This is a genomic window from Clostridium disporicum (assembly GCF_001405015.1).
Lineage (GTDB): Bacteria > Bacillota > Clostridia > Clostridiales > Clostridiaceae > Clostridium > Clostridium disporicum_B.
The window spans coordinates 47,463-64,305 of sequence record NZ_CYZX01000004.1; the positions used below are offsets into that span (position 1 = coordinate 47,463).

General features: G+C 27.9%; 15 protein-coding genes. 14 read left to right on the forward strand and 1 reads right to left on the reverse strand.

Translation table 11 applies throughout. The features are described 5' to 3' along the window. Nucleotides 1-51: 51 nt before the first annotated feature. From ARA56_RS03535 to ARA56_RS03595, 13 genes are all read left to right on the forward strand, one after another. Nucleotides 52-1,863, forward strand: coding sequence for a WG repeat-containing protein (locus ARA56_RS03535; RefSeq protein ID WP_084758943.1), 1,812 nt, complete (start codon nucleotides 52-54; stop codon nucleotides 1,861-1,863). 112 nt (nucleotides 1,864-1,975) lie between these two features. Further along, the gene (locus tag ARA56_RS03540) at nucleotides 1,976-3,004 is read left to right on the forward strand and encodes an FUSC family protein (RefSeq protein WP_055264016.1); all 1,029 of its coding nucleotides are present in this window, start codon (nucleotides 1,976-1,978) and stop codon (nucleotides 3,002-3,004) included. Between the two features lie 103 nt (nucleotides 3,005-3,107). After that, the gene (locus ARA56_RS03545) at nucleotides 3,108-4,136 is read left to right on the forward strand and encodes an FUSC family protein (RefSeq protein WP_242855863.1); all 1,029 of its coding nucleotides are present in this window, start codon (nucleotides 3,108-3,110) and stop codon (nucleotides 4,134-4,136) included. A gap of 191 nt (nucleotides 4,137-4,327) precedes the next feature. Then, nucleotides 4,328-5,683, forward strand: coding sequence for an MATE family efflux transporter (locus tag ARA56_RS03550; protein ID WP_055264018.1), 1,356 nt, complete (start codon nucleotides 4,328-4,330; stop codon nucleotides 5,681-5,683). Between the two features lie 88 nt (nucleotides 5,684-5,771). Beyond that, entirely contained in the window at nucleotides 5,772-6,347 is a 576-nt protein-coding gene (locus tag ARA56_RS03555; RefSeq protein WP_055264020.1) for a hypothetical protein, read from the forward strand. 128 nt (nucleotides 6,348-6,475) lie between these two features. Beyond that, nucleotides 6,476-7,021, forward strand: coding sequence for a hypothetical protein (locus ARA56_RS03560; protein ID WP_055264022.1), 546 nt, complete (start codon nucleotides 6,476-6,478; stop codon nucleotides 7,019-7,021). Between the two features lie 239 nt (nucleotides 7,022-7,260). Then, nucleotides 7,261-8,478 carry a peptidase T gene (gene pepT / locus ARA56_RS03565; RefSeq protein WP_055264024.1) on the forward strand — a complete coding sequence of 406 codons (1,218 nt, stop codon included), beginning with the start codon at nucleotides 7,261-7,263 and terminating at the stop codon, nucleotides 8,476-8,478. Nucleotides 8,479-8,700: 222 nt separating this feature from the next. Continuing rightward, nucleotides 8,701-9,918, forward strand: coding sequence for an L-cysteine desulfidase family protein (locus ARA56_RS03570; RefSeq protein WP_423230661.1), 1,218 nt, complete (start codon nucleotides 8,701-8,703; stop codon nucleotides 9,916-9,918). Between the two features lie 78 nt (nucleotides 9,919-9,996). Beyond that, nucleotides 9,997-10,221 (forward strand): D-alanine--D-alanine ligase, encoded by a 225-nt coding sequence (locus ARA56_RS03575; RefSeq protein ID WP_055264028.1) that lies wholly within the window; start codon nucleotides 9,997-9,999, stop codon nucleotides 10,219-10,221. Between the two features lie 14 nt (nucleotides 10,222-10,235). Further along, nucleotides 10,236-11,690 (forward strand): aminotransferase-like domain-containing protein, encoded by a 1,455-nt coding sequence (locus ARA56_RS03580; RefSeq protein WP_172675739.1) that lies wholly within the window; start codon nucleotides 10,236-10,238, stop codon nucleotides 11,688-11,690. Further along, nucleotides 11,677-12,363, forward strand: coding sequence for a pseudouridine synthase (locus ARA56_RS03585; RefSeq protein WP_055264032.1), 687 nt, complete (start codon nucleotides 11,677-11,679; stop codon nucleotides 12,361-12,363). Before ARA56_RS03580 ends, ARA56_RS03585 begins: the two co-directional genes overlap by 14 nt. Before the next feature lie 121 nt (nucleotides 12,364-12,484). After that, entirely contained in the window at nucleotides 12,485-13,366 is an 882-nt protein-coding gene (locus ARA56_RS03590; RefSeq protein WP_055264035.1) for a GGDEF domain-containing protein, read from the forward strand. A gap of 129 nt (nucleotides 13,367-13,495) precedes the next feature. After that, on the forward strand, nucleotides 13,496-14,731 hold the full coding sequence (locus ARA56_RS03595; protein ID WP_055264038.1) for a Gfo/Idh/MocA family protein: 1,236 nt from the start codon (nucleotides 13,496-13,498) through the stop codon (nucleotides 14,729-14,731). A 119-nt stretch (nucleotides 14,732-14,850) separates the two neighbouring features. On the opposite strand, the gene ARA56_RS03600 is transcribed toward ARA56_RS03595, so the two are convergent. Then, on the reverse strand, nucleotides 14,851-15,678 hold the full coding sequence (locus ARA56_RS03600) for a hypothetical protein (protein ID WP_055264040.1): 828 nt from the start codon (nucleotides 15,676-15,678) through the stop codon (nucleotides 14,851-14,853). Nucleotides 15,679-15,964: 286 nt separating this feature from the next. On the opposite strand from ARA56_RS03600, the gene ARA56_RS03605 reads away from it, so the two are divergent. Beyond that, nucleotides 15,965-16,816 carry an NAD(P)-dependent oxidoreductase gene (locus ARA56_RS03605; RefSeq protein ID WP_055264042.1) on the forward strand — a complete coding sequence of 284 codons (852 nt, stop codon included), beginning with the start codon at nucleotides 15,965-15,967 and terminating at the stop codon, nucleotides 16,814-16,816. Nucleotides 16,817-16,843: the final 27 nt, after the last annotated feature.

The following is a 16,843-nucleotide window of genomic DNA, read 5'->3' on the forward strand; positions in this document are numbered from 1 at the left end:
GGCTTTTCATATAATGTAATATTAATTATTTGATATATAAGGAGAGAGTTTGTGGGTTCCAGCGATAGATATAGATTAGAAAAAATCTCAAAGAAAAAAAGAATTAAAGCTAAAAAGAGAAGATGTTCAAAGCAGTTATATCCAGCATTGAAAAATACTAAAAATGGTGCAATATATGGATATATAAATAATAAGGGAGAATATGTAATAGAGCCAAAATTTGAAGGAGCTTATGACTTTAATGAAAATTGTGTAGCAATAGTAATTAAGGATAATAAGTATGGAGTAATTGATTTATTAGGAGAATATAAGATTTATACAATATATGATAGTATAAGCAATTTTAGAGAAAGTAGAGCAGTTTATAGTAAAGATGGCAGCATGGGAATAATTGATGAAGATGGAAATGTAATAACTAAGAAAGAATATGGGATAGTTGGAGAATTTCATGACCATAGAGCTGTAGTTGGAGATAGTAAATCAGGAAATTATAAATATGGATATATAGATAGAGAAGGAAAAGAATTAATACATCTTAAGTTTGAAAGAGCTGATGATTTTAAAGATGATATTGCGTTGGTAAAGGTAAAAGATAACGAGTATAGCTTGATTGATAAAGAAGGAAAAGTTTTAAATAGTTATAAGCATTATTTAGTATCTCAATATGGAGATGGACTTATGATGTTTTCTGAAAAGATAGATGGACCATATGGATATATAGACATAGAAGGAAATGAGATAATTACGCCTAGATTTACATCTACTAGTGAGTTTGTTGATGGAATTGCTATAGTATCAGTTGAAGAAAATTATAATGGACCTTATGGAGTTATAAATAAAAAAGGAGAATATGTTTTAACTCCTATATTTAGTGAAATTAGATATTTAGGAGAAAATAGATTGGCATTGGGTATGCCTATAGGAAAACCATTAGGAGATGATAAATTTATAGCACCTAGTATATTTGCTATAGGTGATACAAATGGAAATATTTTAACTCAATTTAAATATTATGCTGTAGGTAATTATGATAAAGGAGTAACTTACGCTTCTAATAATATCTCTACTTTTTTTATAGATAAGAATGGGAAGGTTATTAATACATTACCAAAGGTAAAGGGAAGTGGAGAGCTAATGATTAAAGATGATATAATATATGCTAATATAGACTATTCACCATATTATTTAACTAGATCAGGTAAGCTTATATATAAGCCAAATGATGAGATTATACTTGATTATGTATATTCTGTAATTAAAGAAAAGTATAAGCCGAACTTTAGCTTTTTAATTTATATTCCACAAATTAAAGGTATTAAAAATAGAAAAGTAGAGAAGAAAGTAAATAGCAAATTAAAAACATTATCCTATTTCAAACCATTTGCAGAAGATCAAATAAGTCATAGTGTAAATGAAAATGATGTATTAGACTATAGTTATTATGGGACATTTGAAGTAACTTTCTTTAAGAAGAATATACTTATATTAAGTTTAACTGGATATTATTATCCTTTAGGTGCTGCTCATGGATTATCATCTAAAATAACACCTGTAATAAATCTTGATACAGGAGAGTTTTATAGCTTAGAAGATTTGTTTAATCCAAATTCAGATTGGAAGAATAGATTGGATTCAATTATACAAAAGATGATAGATAAAGAGCCGCAATATGAGTATGTATATAAAGATGGATTTAAGGGAATAGATGAAGGACAAAATTTTTACATTGATGATAATAACTTGTATATTTATTTCCAACCTTATGATATAGGACCATATGCAGCCGGATTTATTATATTTAAAATACCGTTTAGTTTAATACAGGATATTATGGTAAATAAAAACATTGACATAAATAAATGATAGGAGTATACTTTTCAAAAGAGATTGCTTTAAGAGCAATCTCTTTCTATAAAAAAATGAAAATTACATAGATTAATACTAAGAATAAAACTAATTAAGGGAGAAAGTAAAAATGGATAAAGCTAGTTTAAAAAAGAATATTATTTCAAAGACAGTATTATTTTTGATAATTATGATTTTGGTAGTAATGTTTAATTTATTATTTGGAGAAGATAATACGCTAGTTGGAGTTACTACAGTAATAACAATACTTATGTTGTTAGGAAAGGACTTAACTCAAAATCCAGTAAAGAATTTCTTAATACTTTTAGGAATTAACTTAGCACTTGGAATAAGTTCATTTATAGCAGCAAATAATGTATGGGTAGGAATAATTATAGATTTTTCAGTTCTATCATTAATAGGATATTATTTTAGTTATGCTATGACTAAAGGGCTTATATTACCCTATGGATTACAATATTTATTTATGTTGAATAGCCCTGTAGATGGACATATTTTTGTAAAAAGAATTTATGCATTAATTTTTGGCGCTATAATTATTATGATAAGCCAATTTATAGTAAATGCTAAGAAAAATAATGTATTTAAAAAAGAGAATTCAATAATAGGTTTTAATAAAGATGAAATTGATAGCGTTTATAAAGAATACGCACTATTTGGTAAAAAGGTTAAGATACATACTATAAGGGCTTCTTATGCTATAAGAGTTGGACTTTTAACAGCTATAACTTCTTTTATAGCATTGTATTTTAAGTTACCAGAAGGACGTTGGATGATATACACAATATTCTCATTAACTGAGTTATACTCAGAGAACTGTAAAATTAGAGCTTGGAAAAGGTTGCAAGGAACTATTATAGGTTCTGCTGTAGTTATAGTAGCTTTTATGTTTATAAAAAATCCTGCATTAAGAGGATTGATAATACTTATAGCAGGATATTTAAGCTCATTTGCTTCAGATTATAGAGATGTAATGATATTAGCAACAATATCAGCAATTGCGCCACTTGCAATTACTAATGGATCAGTATATATTGCATTAAAAAGAATAATGTATGTAATAATAGGTACTATTTTAGCATTATTAGCTAATAGATTTATATTAAGAAAATCTCAAAAAGAACATGGTTTACAATAAAATATTTTAAAATAGAATTACTTTTTAGTAATTCTATTTTTTTTATAAAAAAGAAAATAATACATATACTAAAAAATAGAACAGTATAGAAGGAGATGAAATTATGGATAAATCAGAAGTGAAAAAGAATATTATTGCAAAAACGATATTATTTGTTTGTATTATGGTATTTATAGCAATATTTACTTTAATATTTGGGCAAGAAAATGTGCCCGTAGGTATATGTACTGTAATAATATTACTTATGTTATTAGGAAAGAATTTGACACAAAAGCCATTAAAAAATTTTCTTATACTATTAGGAATTAATCTTGCTATTGGTTTTGGAACATATATTGCAGCTAATAATGTATGGATAGGAATCTTTATAGATTTCTTTACTTTGTCTTTAATAGGATATTATTTTAGTTATGCAATGACAAAAGGCCTAATACTTCCATATGGTCTACAATATCTATTTTTATTAAATAGTCCAGTGCATGGAGAAGTCTTTGTTAAAAGAATTTTAGCATTAGTAGCTGGGGCAGTTATCATAATGATTAGTCAATTTATTGTTAATGCTAAAAAAGAAAATGCATTTAAAAAAGAAAACTCTATAATAGGTTTTAATGAAAATGAAAGTAATAAGGTATATAAGGAGGTAAACATATTTGGTAGGAAGGTAAAAATACATACAATAAGGGCTTCTTATGCAATAAGAGTTGGAATACTTGTTGCTTTAACATCATTTATACAACAATACTTTAAGTTAGCAGAAGGAAGATGGATGGTGTACACTATATTTTCTTTGACTGAGCTTTATTCAGAAAACTGTAAGATAAAAGCTTGGAAGAGATTACAAGGAACTATTATTGGGTCCATAATTTTATTAATATTATTTATGTTTATTAAAAATAATATTTTAAGAGGATTAATAATATTAATAGCAGGTTATTTAAATTCCTTTGCAGAAGATTACAGAGATATGGTGGTATTGGTAACTATATCTGCAGTTGCACCACTTGCAATTAGTAATGGGTCCATATATGCAGTAGTTGAGAGAATAATGTATGTTATAATAGGAATAATATTATCATTAATAGCAAATGCTCTAATACTAAGAAAATCAAAAAAAGATATTGAGACACAATAAAATAAGTAAGATACTAAAAAGAATTACAATAAAATATATTACTCCAAAAATACTGATATAAATAATAATTTGTATCAGTATTTTTTTATAAAGATATATGGAATAAAAAATAAAATTTTAATATTATTGGTAAAAGTGGTAAAATAGCTTATAGTTAGATTAATTAAAAATTAAAGGAGAAATAAAAAAATATGGACGATATAAGTGAAGCTAAAGTAAGTATTTTTTCAAATAGTAATTTGAAAAAATTAATAATTCCTTTGGTAATTGAACAAATACTAGCTGTTACAGTGGGGTTAATTGATACAGTTATGGTTTCAAATGTAGGAGAATATGCTGTTTCTGCTGTTTCATTAGTTGATACAATAAATATTTTATTAATAAATATTTTTGCTGCCTTAGGTACAGGAGGAGCTGTTGTAGCAGCTCAATTAATAGGTAGAGGATCAAAAGAGAAGGCTAGAACTTCAGCAAAACAACTAATTTTAATAACTACTATTTTATCAGTAGCTATTATGATAATTTGTTTAATACTTAATGAAGCATTATTAAGATTAATTTTTGGAAGTGTTGATTCAAAGGTAATGTACAATGCTAAAATTTACTTTTTCTATTCTGCTATTTCATATCCGTTTATAGCACTATATAATTCAGGAGCTGCTCTATTTAGGGCTATTGGCAATTCAAAAATTTCAATGATAAATTCATTAATTATGAATGTCATTAACATAATACTAAATTCTATATTTATTTTCGGATTAAAGCTTGGAGTTTTAGGAGCAGTTTTAGCTACATTAATAGCTAGAGTTATTGCTTGTATTATAATTCTTTATATGTTAACCAAAAAGAAAAATGATTTATATATAGATAATTATTTAAATATAAAATGGAACTTAAAATATATTAAAAAGATTCTTGCAATAGGAATTCCTTCAGGATTAGAAAATGGGATGTTTCAGTTAGGAAAGATTTTAGTACAAAGTTTAATTGCTACATTTGGCACATATTCTATTGCGGCTAATGCAGTTGCAAATAATATTGCACAAATGATGATAATACCAGGTAGTGCAATTGGACTAGCTATGATAACAGTAGTAGGTCAATGTATAGGGGCTAATGATTATGAAGAATCTGTATATAATACTAAAAAACTTATGAAGATAACTTTTATTTCTATGGCTATATTAAGTTTATTTTTGGGATTAATTTCACCTAAGATATTATGGATATATTCTCTCTCTCCTCAAACTACTACCTTGGCATTAAAATGTATTTGGATACATGCAATAGTAGGAATGGTTATATGGCCGATATCTTTTACGTTACCTAATGCTCTACGTGCAGCTAATGATGCAAGATTTACAATGCTTGTTTCAATTTTTTCAATGTGGATATTTAGATATTTCTTAAGCTTCTTACTTGCTAGAGATTTAGGATTAGGACTTGTTGGAGTATGGTTAGCTATGACTGTTGACTGGGTTGTTAGGTCTATATTGTTTATTTATAGGTATAGAAGTGGAAAGTGGAAATATAAGAAGTTAGTATAATTAATGAAGGCATAGTGTTATTATATTTACAATAAAGGTATAATACTATATAATAATCATTATTATTTATAGAACGGAGAGAACAATTATGGGTAAGAAAATAGAGCTAGTTTATGAAGATAAAAAATACATAGTTTCAATAGATGGGTCAGAGGTAGAAAAACTAGAAGATGTAGATAAGGCTTTTGAAAGATTTAAACAAGTTATAAAAAATAATGATAGCAATAATGATAAGTCATGGTTATATATTGAGGAGACAATAAAATCATTTGAAAATGAAAATGTAGAAATTAATGGACAATTTAAGACAGTAACTATTGGGCCTTTAAAATATTTCTATAATACTGGTAAGGTGTTTTATATATCAGAAAGTGATATGACTCAATTAATTGGAGGATATGGATTAATTAAGTTTATATTAGAAACTCCTGGATTACAAGAGAAAGAAAACATTGAAAGCTTCTTAGAATTATGTAAAGTTGCAGTTGAAAATGGAGCTAATTATAGATTAAGTGGTGGAAGTATAACAATAATTAGTGCAGTATTAAATTATGGATCTGTAGAATTTAACTTTAACTACAATAAAATAAATAAAGGTATAGCAATTGAAGACGGAAGTTTTGAAGAATTTAAAAAATATGTTTTAGAAACTATTAATAAATAGGGTATTATGAGCCTCTGAGATATAAAAGTATGATATCTCAGAGGCTATTTTTATATATAATTTTATGATGTACAAAAGTAAATAATAAAGAGTAATATATAATAATAATACTTATTGAGTGAGAAGATATGGACTATTATAAGATGTTCGATGATTTTATGAAGAATTGTGGATATGATTTTAGTGAATATAGAGATGATAATTCAAGTGATAACGAAGAAGCGCCACCAGGAGTGGCAGATGAAGAGTGTAGATGTGGAGATAGTGATATTCCAGGTGGTTTTCAAGATTTAAATCCGATGCTATTTATAATAATTGCACAAATAATAGGGGATATTACGGCTAGTAGAATTCCATTTAATGTACAAAATGCTCTAGGAAACTGGCTTCAATTAATAGGTCAAGCTATATTAACTTATAATGCACAACAACAATATTTTCAAGGTGGACCAGGAAGATACTATAATCCTATATATAGAAATGCTTCTAATCCTTTTTGTGAAAATACAGTAGATGAAAGTGGTGCTAATACAGTAGGAACATCTAGCAGGTCATCTGGAAAGAGTAGTACTACAACCTCTAATGATAGTAATAATAAAGAATTGCAAAAGAGAGTGGAATCTCTAGAGAATGAAATAGAAAAACTTAAAAGAAAGCTAGATAACATTAAATGAAATTATTTATGCTATAGAAAGACTTCTAGTGTTTTTATAGCATAATATATTTTTTTATATAAAAAATAAAATTAAGAAAACATTTATATCATATTAAATAAGGTCTATAATATAAGTATACTTAAGAAAACTTACTACTTGTATACATTCGTAGGAGTATACTTAAAGTGTAAGTTTAAATCAGAGATTAAGATTTTAAGTTATAGTTTTACTAAGACGTTACAGAATGGAGGATTAATATGAAAAAGGTAGATGAAAGATTTTTAGAATATGTTAAAGTAGATACAAAAAGTGATACTACAACAGGAACAACTCCAAGTACAAAAGGACAGCTTGTTTTAGCGGATATATTAGCTAAAGAGTTAAAAGAAATGGGGTTAAATGATGTAACTATAAGTGAATATGGATATGTATATGCAACATTAGAAAAAAACTGTAACAAAGAAATTCCAACTATAGGATTTATAGCTCATATGGATACAGCACCAGATTATAGTGGAAAAGATGTAAACCCTCAAATAGTTAAAAATTATGATGGTGGAGATATAAAATTAAATGAAGATACTATTTTATCACCAAAGTTTTCACCAGAACTTAAAAATTATATAGGGAAAACATTGATAACTACAGATGGAAATACTCTTTTAGGTGCTGATGATAAAGCTGGTATAGCTGAAATAATGACAGCTGTAGAATATTTAATTAATCATCCAGAAATAGAGCATGGAGATATTAAAATAGGATTTACACCAGATGAAGAAATAGGAGAAGGTGCAGACCATTTTGATGTTAAATATTTTGGAGCAGATTTTGCTTACACTATTGATGGAGGAGCTATAGGAGAGTTAGAGTATGAAAACTTCAATGCAGCAGGAGTTAAGGTAACTATTAAAGGTGTTAATGTTCATCCTGGATATGCAAAGAATAAAATGGTAAATTCAATAACTATTGCAAATGAATTTGCTTCTATGCTACCTGTGGATGAAGTTCCAGAAAAGACTTCAGGATATGAAGGTTTCTATCATCTTATAGAACTAAATGGAACAGTTGAAAATACATCAATGCAATATATAATAAGAGATTTCTTTAATGATACTTTTGTTAAAAGACAAGAAAGATTAAAAGAAATAGAAAAGGATTTAAATCAAAAATACGGTGAAGGAACAGTAACTGTAGATATAAAAGAACAATATAGAAACATGAAAGAAATGGTTGAGCCAGTAATACACATAGTTGATAACGCTAAAAGAGCTATGGAAGAGGCTGAAGTTACACCAGAAATTAGACCAATAAGAGGTGGAACAGATGGATCAAGACTTTCATATATGGGATTACCAACACCTAATATGTTTACTGGAGGAGAAAATTTCCACGGTAAATATGAATATATAGCTATAGAATCAATGGAAAAAGCTGTTGAAGTTATTGTAAACATAGTGAAAAATTATGCTAAGTAACACCCGCTGACTTAGGTGAGTATTTAAGAAACGACAATTAGAAATATACATTATGAAGTTAGAGCTTTTCTAATAGAAATATTAATAGTTATTATAGTAGATAAAAAATTACGATAGATAAGAAGTAAGCCTGACGGCGAAATGTTAGGAGTGTTATTTTTGCTAGATGAAAAAATATACAATGGATATTTAGAAATACTTAAAGAAGAAATTGTACCTGCAATGGGATGCACTGAACCAATAGCTATAGCCTATGCTTCAGCTAAGGCTAAGGAGGTTTTAGGTGAAATGCCTAAAAAAGTTATAGTATGGTGTAGTGGTAATATAATTAAAAATGCTAAGTGTGTAACTGTTCCAAATACAGGAGATTTAGTAGGTATAAAGGCAAGTGCTATAATTGGAATTTTAGCTGGTGATGCTAGTAAAGGATTAGAAGTAATTAATGTTGTTGATGATGTTAGCATTGAAAAAGCTAATGAACTTGTTACAACAGATTACTGTGAGGTTAAGAGATTAGATACAGAAGTTCAACTTCATATTTTAGTAGAAGCATATGGTGAAAATGACAAGGTTACTGTAGAAACTAAATATGCTCACACAAATATATGTAAAATAACTAAGAATGATGAAGTTTTACTTGAAGTTGAAGAATCTCCAGATAAATATTTAGGTGTATTTGTTGATAGAGGTATATTAAATGTAAAAGATATATATGAATTTGCAAATACAGTTAAAATTGAAGATGTTAAAGAGCTTTTAGATAAGCAAATAGCTTATAATATAAGCATAGCAGAAGAAGGGTTAAAAGGTACTTACGGAATAGGGATAGGGAAGGTCATTTTAGAAAGCTTCCCAGGAGATTCTGTAGTTACTAAATTAAAAGCTTATGCGGCAGCAGCTTCTGAAGCAAGAATGACTGGAAGTTCGTTGCCTGTTATGACTAATAGTGGAAGTGGAAATCAAGGTATGACAACATCTATTCCAGTTATAATTTATGCTAAGGAAAAAGGTCTTACAGATGAGCAATTATATAGAGGATTAGTATTTTCTAACCTTATGACTATTCATCAAAAAACAGGAATAGGTAGACTTTCAGCATTCTGTGGTGCAGTTAGTGCTGGATGTGCTAGTGGAGCTGCTATAACTTATTTAGAAGGTGGGTCATTAGAACAAATCAATAAAACAGTAACAAACACTCTTGCAAATATATCAGGAATAGTATGCGATGGAGCTAAAGCTTCATGTGCAGCTAAAATAGCAACAAGTATAGATGCTGCTATGATGGCACATTATCTTGCTATGTCAGATCAATCATATCGTGCTAATACAGGAATACTTAAAGAAGATATAGAGGATACTATAATAGCTGTTGGTAGACTTGGAAAAGAGGGTATGAAAGAAACAGATAAAAAGATATTAGATATAATGCTAGAAGAATAGGAAAAGGAGCCACATTAGTATAAAAGTTATACTAATATGGTTCTTTTAATTTTTACTTAAACTCATAGAAATGATGAAATGCAGAGAAAAGTAAATAATATATCTAAAGAAATATGGGACTTATTGGGTTGCAAGGGTTATGCACGAATTGATATGATAATAAGTAATGGAGAACTATATCTTTTAGAAATAAATACTTTACCTGGAATGACTAAATCAAGTTTAATTCCTAAAAGTGCAGAAGCAGTAGGTATGAGTTTTACAGAATTATTAGATAGGATAATAGAATATTCCTTAGAGTAGGAGTTGAAATAGTGATTTTTTCTAGCTTAGAATTCAATAATAATGAACCTATATATCTACAAATTGAAAATTATATTAAATATATGATAAAAAATAATATGGTAGTTACAGATGCAAAATTACCATCATCAAGAGATTTAAGTAAGATTTTAGGAGTAAGTAGAAATTCTGTAATAGTTGCTTATGAAAACTTAGAAGCTGATGGTATTGTGTATACTATAAAAGGCAGAGGAACATTTGTATCTAAAAATAAAGAAGATTATAAAAATGGATGGAAGGTATCCTGGGATAATATGATAAATAACTATGGAAGATTAGCTGAAGAGCTAGACATAGTAAAAACAGAAATACCTTGGGAAAGAGGGATGATTTCTTTTAAAAGTATCTCTCCTGATGGTTCTTTATTTGATATTGATGAGTTTAAAAAGTCTTTTCTAAATAGAATATCTTTAGAAGGAGATAAGATATTAAACTACGGATATGCTAAGGGATATAAGCCTTTAATAGATTATCTTTTAGAGTATATGAAGCAAAAGGGAGTTAGTATAGAAAATAAAGATATCATTATTACAAATGGGTTTACAGAAGGATTAGAAATGATTTTAAATACTTTTTGTAATCCAGGAGATAAGATACTATGTGAAAATCCAACTCATAATACATCTATAAAAATAATGAAAATTCTTGGTTTAGATATAATTGGAGTTAAGATGAATCAAGATGGAATAGATATAGAAGAGTTAGAGAATAAATTAAAGAACAATAAAATTAAGTTTGGATATTTGATTCCGTCATATCATAACCCAACAGGAATAGTTATGAAAGCTGAAAAGAGGCAGCAAGTATATAAATTGTTTAGAAAGTATGATATTCCAATAATTGAGGATGGATTTAATGAGGAGCTTTTATATAATAGTACTCATATTTCACCTTTATCGTCTATAGATAAAGGTGGTAATGGTGTAATTTATATAAGTAGCTTTTCTAAAATCCTTTTCCCAGGATTGAGAGTAGGGTGGATATTGGCAGATAAAAGGATAATAGATGTTTTAGAAAGTGTTAAGAGATGTAAAAATATCCATACTTCATTTTTAGATCAAGGAATTCTTTATGAATATTTAAAGAGTGGAGCTTTTGATAAAAATGTAAAAAAGATAAGAAAGGTTTATAGAGAAAAATATGATTTTGCATTAAATTGCATTAATAAATATATTAAACCTGATTTTATATGGGGGGAAGGAGCTCTTCATATTTATATTGGAATAGAAGGAGTAAAATCAAGAAAACTTCTAGAAGAATGTTATAAGGAAAATGTTATATTTACTCCAGGGGATATATTCTCTGTAGATAATTCTTGTGAAAATACTCTTAGAATAGGATTAACAAGATTAAGCTTAAATCAGATTGAAGAGGGAATAAAGATAATTGGAAAAAATGTAGAAAGGATAAAATTAAATGAGGATAAATAAACTTCTTAGCAATTATGGGGTTTGCTCAAGAAAAGAAGCTAATAGAATAATTGAAGAAGGTAGAGTTATAGTAAATGGCGAATTAGCCTTTCCGGGGCAGTGGGTAGAAGAATATGATGATATTCTTTTAGATGGAGAAAAATTAAAGCCAAAGGAAAGAATTTATATAGCCTTAAATAAACCAGTTGGAATAACTTGTACAGCGGCAAATGATGTAGAGGATAATATAATCCAATATATGAATTATCCTGAATATATATTTCCAGTAGGAAGATTAGATAAATTATCACAGGGACTTATTTTGATGACTAATAATGGTGATTTAGCTAATAGTATTTTAGAGGCAGATAATAATAAAGAAAAAGAATATATAGTAACAGTAGATAAAGAGTTTGATAATAAATTTATTGAAGGAATGTCAAATGGAGTAGATATAGGTGGAGTTATAACGAGACCTTGTAAAGTAAGTAGAGTAAATGATAAGACATTTAATATCATTTTAACTCAAGGTTTAAATAAACAGATTAGAAGAATGAGCAAAGCTTTTGGGTTTAATGTAGTTAGATTAGAGAGAGTTAGAATAATGAATATAAAAATAGATGGTATAGAATATGGGAAATGGAGAAAGCTAACCGAGGATGAGATTAGTGTGTTGAGAGAACATGCTAAATAAAGTATTAGTGATGAAAAGATATACTAAATAGAATTAATTTTAGATAAGATTATTTGTAATATATTAAAAGAGGATTATAATAAAGTAAGTACTTCACTATATGGAGGTGGGAGATAGTATTTTGAGTAATATATGTAGCGGATTAGCGGAATGTGAATATTTAAAATTACTATTTGATAAGGTACGAGTAATAAATCCTTTGAAAAATGAAATAATTCATATCTTTAGTAAAGGTGTAAATGAGAGTGATGGTAAATGCTATAGCATATGGAATAAAAGTAATATGTGTGAAAATTGCATATCTATGAGAGCTTATAATGAAAATAAAGTTTTTACTAAAGTTGAGTATAACGATAATAGAGTATTTGCAATTACAGCAATTACTATGAACAAAGGTAGAGAGCATTATGTAATAGAATGTATTAAAGATATAACAGATTCTATGCTTATAAATGAAGTTTCATGTATTGCTATAAGTGAAATTTGCGAGGAAATTGAAAAATTAAATAAGCTAGTTATTACTGATGAATTGACAGAATGTTATAATAGAAGGTACATAAATGAAAGATTTCCTCTAGAAATAAAAGAATCAAAAAGAAAAAATGAGAAATTAACTATTGTACTTATGGATATAGATAATTTTAAAAAAATTAATGATAAATATGGGCACCAATCAGGAGACTATGTTTTAAAAGAAATTGGAAAAATTGTAAAAAGCAATATTAGAAAAGAATATGATTGGGTTTCTAGATATGGTGGAGAAGAGTTTTTAATAGTATTTAAAAATATGGATACTGAAAATTTTATAAAATCTACAGAGAAAATTCGTAAAAGTATAGAAGAGCATAAGTTTATATATAATGGAGTTGAGATTAAATTAACTGCGAGCTTTGGAGTAGCTGAGTTATCTGATAAAATTGATGAAATGGATATGCTTATAGCTGAAGCAGATAAAAAATTATACAAAGCAAAGGAATTAGGAAAGAACATAGTTATAATATAAGAAATATTAAAGTCTACAATATTTATAAGAGTATTGTGGACTTTTTTAGCAATAAAGGTATAAATTATGGAAGGTGTAACAATATAAATGTAAAATGTAGATATAATGTATTAATAGGGGGCAAGAATTATGAAGACTGTTGCAATAATAGGAGCAGGACAAAGGGGACAAGATATTTATGCAAACTTTATTAAAAATCATAGTGAAATGGGTAAGGTTGTTGCTGTAGTTGAACCAAATGACTTTAGGAGAGAAACATTAGTAAGAGAACATAACATACCACAAGAGAATATATTTACTAATTGGGATGATTTCTTTAAGAGAGAAAAGTTAGCAGACCTAGCTATAATATCTACATTAGATAGATTACATTATGAACCAACTATGAAAGCTTTAGATAAAGGATATAATATTTTATTAGAAAAACCTATGTCAATAAATAAAGAAGAGTGTGTTGATATGGTTAAGAAGGCAGAAGATAAAGGTTTACTACTTATGGTATGTCATGTTTTAAGATATACACCGTTCTTTACTAAATTAAAAGAAATTATTGATAGTGGAGAAATAGGAAAAGTAGTTAATATTCAGCATAATGAGAATGTTGGTGCTTTTCATATGGCTCATAGCTTTGTAAGAGGAAATTGGAGAAATTCAGATGAAACTTCACCAATAATATTACAAAAGAGTTGTCATGACATGGATATATTGTCATGGCTTGTAGATGATGAATGTGAAAGTATTTCTTCCTTTGGGGAGTTAAGCTTTTTTAATAATGATAATAAGCCAGAAGGTGCAGCAGATAGATGTGTAAGCTGTAAGGTTGAAGATTGTGTATTTGATGCAAGAAAGATATATCCGCCAATGAAAGGGGGATGGCCATCAACTGTAGTAAGTGAAGTTCAGACAGAAGAAGGTATATTAAATGCTATATCTGAGAATGAATATGGTAGATGTGTATTTAATTGTGATAACAATGTTTGTGATCATCAAAGTACTATAATCAAATTTAAAAATGGAATAACAGCTACATTTAGTCTTTCTGCATTTACAGATGAAATTTCGAGAACTATAAAGATAATGGGAACAAAAGGTGAGATAAGAGGTCACGAAGGTAAAAGAGAAATTGAAGTAATAAAATTTAGATCGAATGTAAAACAAGATAAGGATATAACAATTCATAAAATAGAAATTCCAGTAGGTGGACATAGTGGTGGAGATAATGGCTTAATGAATGAGTTATTTAGACTTTTAGAAAATAAATCAGTTGAATCTCTTTCTAGTGGGTCGAAATCATTGCAAAGTCATCTTATGGCTTTTGGAGCTGAAGAGGCTAGAAAAAATAATATAGTAGTACAGGTTAAGTAAAATAGCTACTATAAAAATATAAAGTTAAATAATAGAAGTATAACTAACATTCTATTATTTAACTTTTGAATTTTAAATTAAAAAAGTATAAATAATATAATTCCTAAAAATAAAAAATATTAAATTCCATCATCTTCAACTATTTCATAAAGAGGTAATTCAAGAGCTTCTGGATGCTTTAGTAATTTAGAAAAATATCGAAGTGCCTTTACTAGATATATACCATCTGCTATTCTTTCGTCAACAGAAAAAACTACATTTAAAAATGATTTATCATTTCTTTTAGTTATTTTACCCATGGTTAGAAAAATTGATGTTGTGCCCCATTCAAATAAATGATGGTGGAGAGTGTTATGGCCAATACTCCCTAAGTTTGATATATAGACACTACTAAAAAGAGGAATAGCATCAGTAATCTTTTTAGGAACTACACCGATGTGTATAAGATTATTAATTGCCCAAGCTGAAAAGGTCAATATAGGTGAAGGGAGATTTGCAAAAAAACTCATAAGCTTATCATCATCTTTTACAACGTTAGATCTAGAAAGCTCAATGGCATCATTAATTTTTTTAGAAACTTCAAAAATACTTTCAGTTTTGTTAAAAAAAACTTTTGCTGTACTTTCTACATATTTTCCGTCTATAAGTTTTAAGACTACAAAACAAAGTGAAAAATTATTTCTAGCATAAATTTTTTTATTAGCTACAAATCTATTTAGATAAGGGTACATAGCAAATGTTCTAATAAGAGCAGTGATTATTAATTCAAATGTTCCGATTTTTAAACCAGGGTTTGATTTATTTAAGTTCCTTAAATAATCTTTTGAAAAGTCAAATTCTATTTCTTCAGGGGAGTATACTATATTACCATTTCTACTTTTAAAAAGATATGGCATGAGTTTTCTCATTGGGTCAATATTTTTTAATAATATTCCGTCTTTACGCATGATAACTTTACTCCTAATTAAATTATTATGGTAAAGTATATGAGTGGAAATCGTTTATTATTTTATAAATGTAAATAAATTATTAAAAATATCTATACTTATTTTTAGTAAAAATATATACAGTTTTTATGTTTAAGAATTTTAACAAAAAAATAATCATATTAAGATATTCTAATTAGTGCTAAAATTATAAATATACAGTAAATTAATATGAATATTTGTAGAGATAAAATAGTTAGCTAAATAAAAATAAATAGAGAACAGTTAAAATATAGGAGGAATTGTTATGAAAATTGCATGGATAGGTGTAGGGGTAATGGGGAAATCTATGGCTCTAAATTTAAAAAAAGCTGGTCACTCTGTTAGTGTATATAATAGAACTTTATCAAAGTGTGAAGGATTGGAAGATGAGGGAATAAGAGTTTGCGAGACTATAAAAGACTGTGTAGAAGGTGCAGATGCTATTTTTACTATAGTTGGATATCCTAAGGATGTTGAGGAAGTATATTTAAGCGAAGAAGGAATATTTGCTAATGCTAAAGAAGGAGCATATATGGTAGATATGACGACATCATCACCAGCTTTAGCAAAAAAACTTTCTGAATTAGGTACTAAGTTTCATGTGTTAGATGCTCCTGTTTCAGGAGGAGATATAGGTGCTAAAAATGGAACTTTATCAATAATGGTGGGAGGAGAAAAAGCAGATTTTGACTTTTTACTTCCTGTATTTGAATCTATGGGCAAAAATATTATTTATTTAGGAAAAGCAGGTAGTGGACAGAACTGTAAAGCTTGCAATCAAATAGCTATAGCTGGAACAATAGCAGCCACAGCTGAAGCAGTTCATTATGCAGAAAGCGTTGGATTAGATGGAAAGACTGTATTAGAGGCAATTTCAAAAGGTGCAGCAGGTAGCTGGCAAATGGATAATAATGCGCCTAAGATGCTTGTACATGATTATGAACCAGGCTTTTTTATAAAGCATTTTATTAAAGATTTAAAAATAGCAAGAGATACTATGGAAAGTAAAAATGAAGAATTACCAGTTTTAAATAAAGTATTAGAACTATATGAGAAAATTGCGGATGATGGATTAGAAGATGAAGGAACTCAAGCTATTATTGAGTATTATAAATAAGACAAAAGATAAGTTAAAGGTTAAGGG

What these genes read in the sequence shown, in the direction of transcription:
- ARA56_RS03540 (WP_055264016.1), top strand. Translation starts at nt 1,976, where the DNA reads ATGGATAAAGCTAGTTTAAAAAAGAATATTATTTCAAAGACAGTATTA.
- ARA56_RS03545 (WP_242855863.1), top strand. Translation starts at nt 3,108, where the DNA reads ATGGATAAATCAGAAGTGAAAAAGAATATTATTGCAAAAACGATATTA.
- ARA56_RS03550 (WP_055264018.1), top strand. Translation starts at nt 4,328, where the DNA reads ATGGACGATATAAGTGAAGCTAAAGTAAGTATTTTTTCAAATAGTAAT.
- ARA56_RS03555 (WP_055264020.1), top strand. Translation starts at nt 5,772, where the DNA reads ATGGGTAAGAAAATAGAGCTAGTTTATGAAGATAAAAAATACATAGTT.
- ARA56_RS03560 (WP_055264022.1), top strand. Translation starts at nt 6,476, where the DNA reads ATGGACTATTATAAGATGTTCGATGATTTTATGAAGAATTGTGGATAT.
- pepT (WP_055264024.1), top strand. Translation starts at nt 7,261, where the DNA reads ATGAAAAAGGTAGATGAAAGATTTTTAGAATATGTTAAAGTAGATACA.
- ARA56_RS03570 (WP_423230661.1), top strand. Translation starts at nt 8,701, where the DNA reads ATGGGATGCACTGAACCAATAGCTATAGCCTATGCTTCAGCTAAGGCT.
- ARA56_RS03575 (WP_055264028.1), top strand. Translation starts at nt 9,997, where the DNA reads ATGCAGAGAAAAGTAAATAATATATCTAAAGAAATATGGGACTTATTG.
- ARA56_RS03585 (WP_055264032.1), top strand. Translation starts at nt 11,677, where the DNA reads ATGAGGATAAATAAACTTCTTAGCAATTATGGGGTTTGCTCAAGAAAA.
- ARA56_RS03595 (WP_055264038.1), top strand. Translation starts at nt 13,496, where the DNA reads ATGAAGACTGTTGCAATAATAGGAGCAGGACAAAGGGGACAAGATATT.
- ARA56_RS03600 (WP_055264040.1), bottom strand. Translation starts at nt 15,678, where the DNA reads ATGCGTAAAGACGGAATATTATTAAAAAATATTGACCCAATGAGAAAA.
- ARA56_RS03605 (WP_055264042.1), top strand. Translation starts at nt 15,965, where the DNA reads ATGAAAATTGCATGGATAGGTGTAGGGGTAATGGGGAAATCTATGGCT.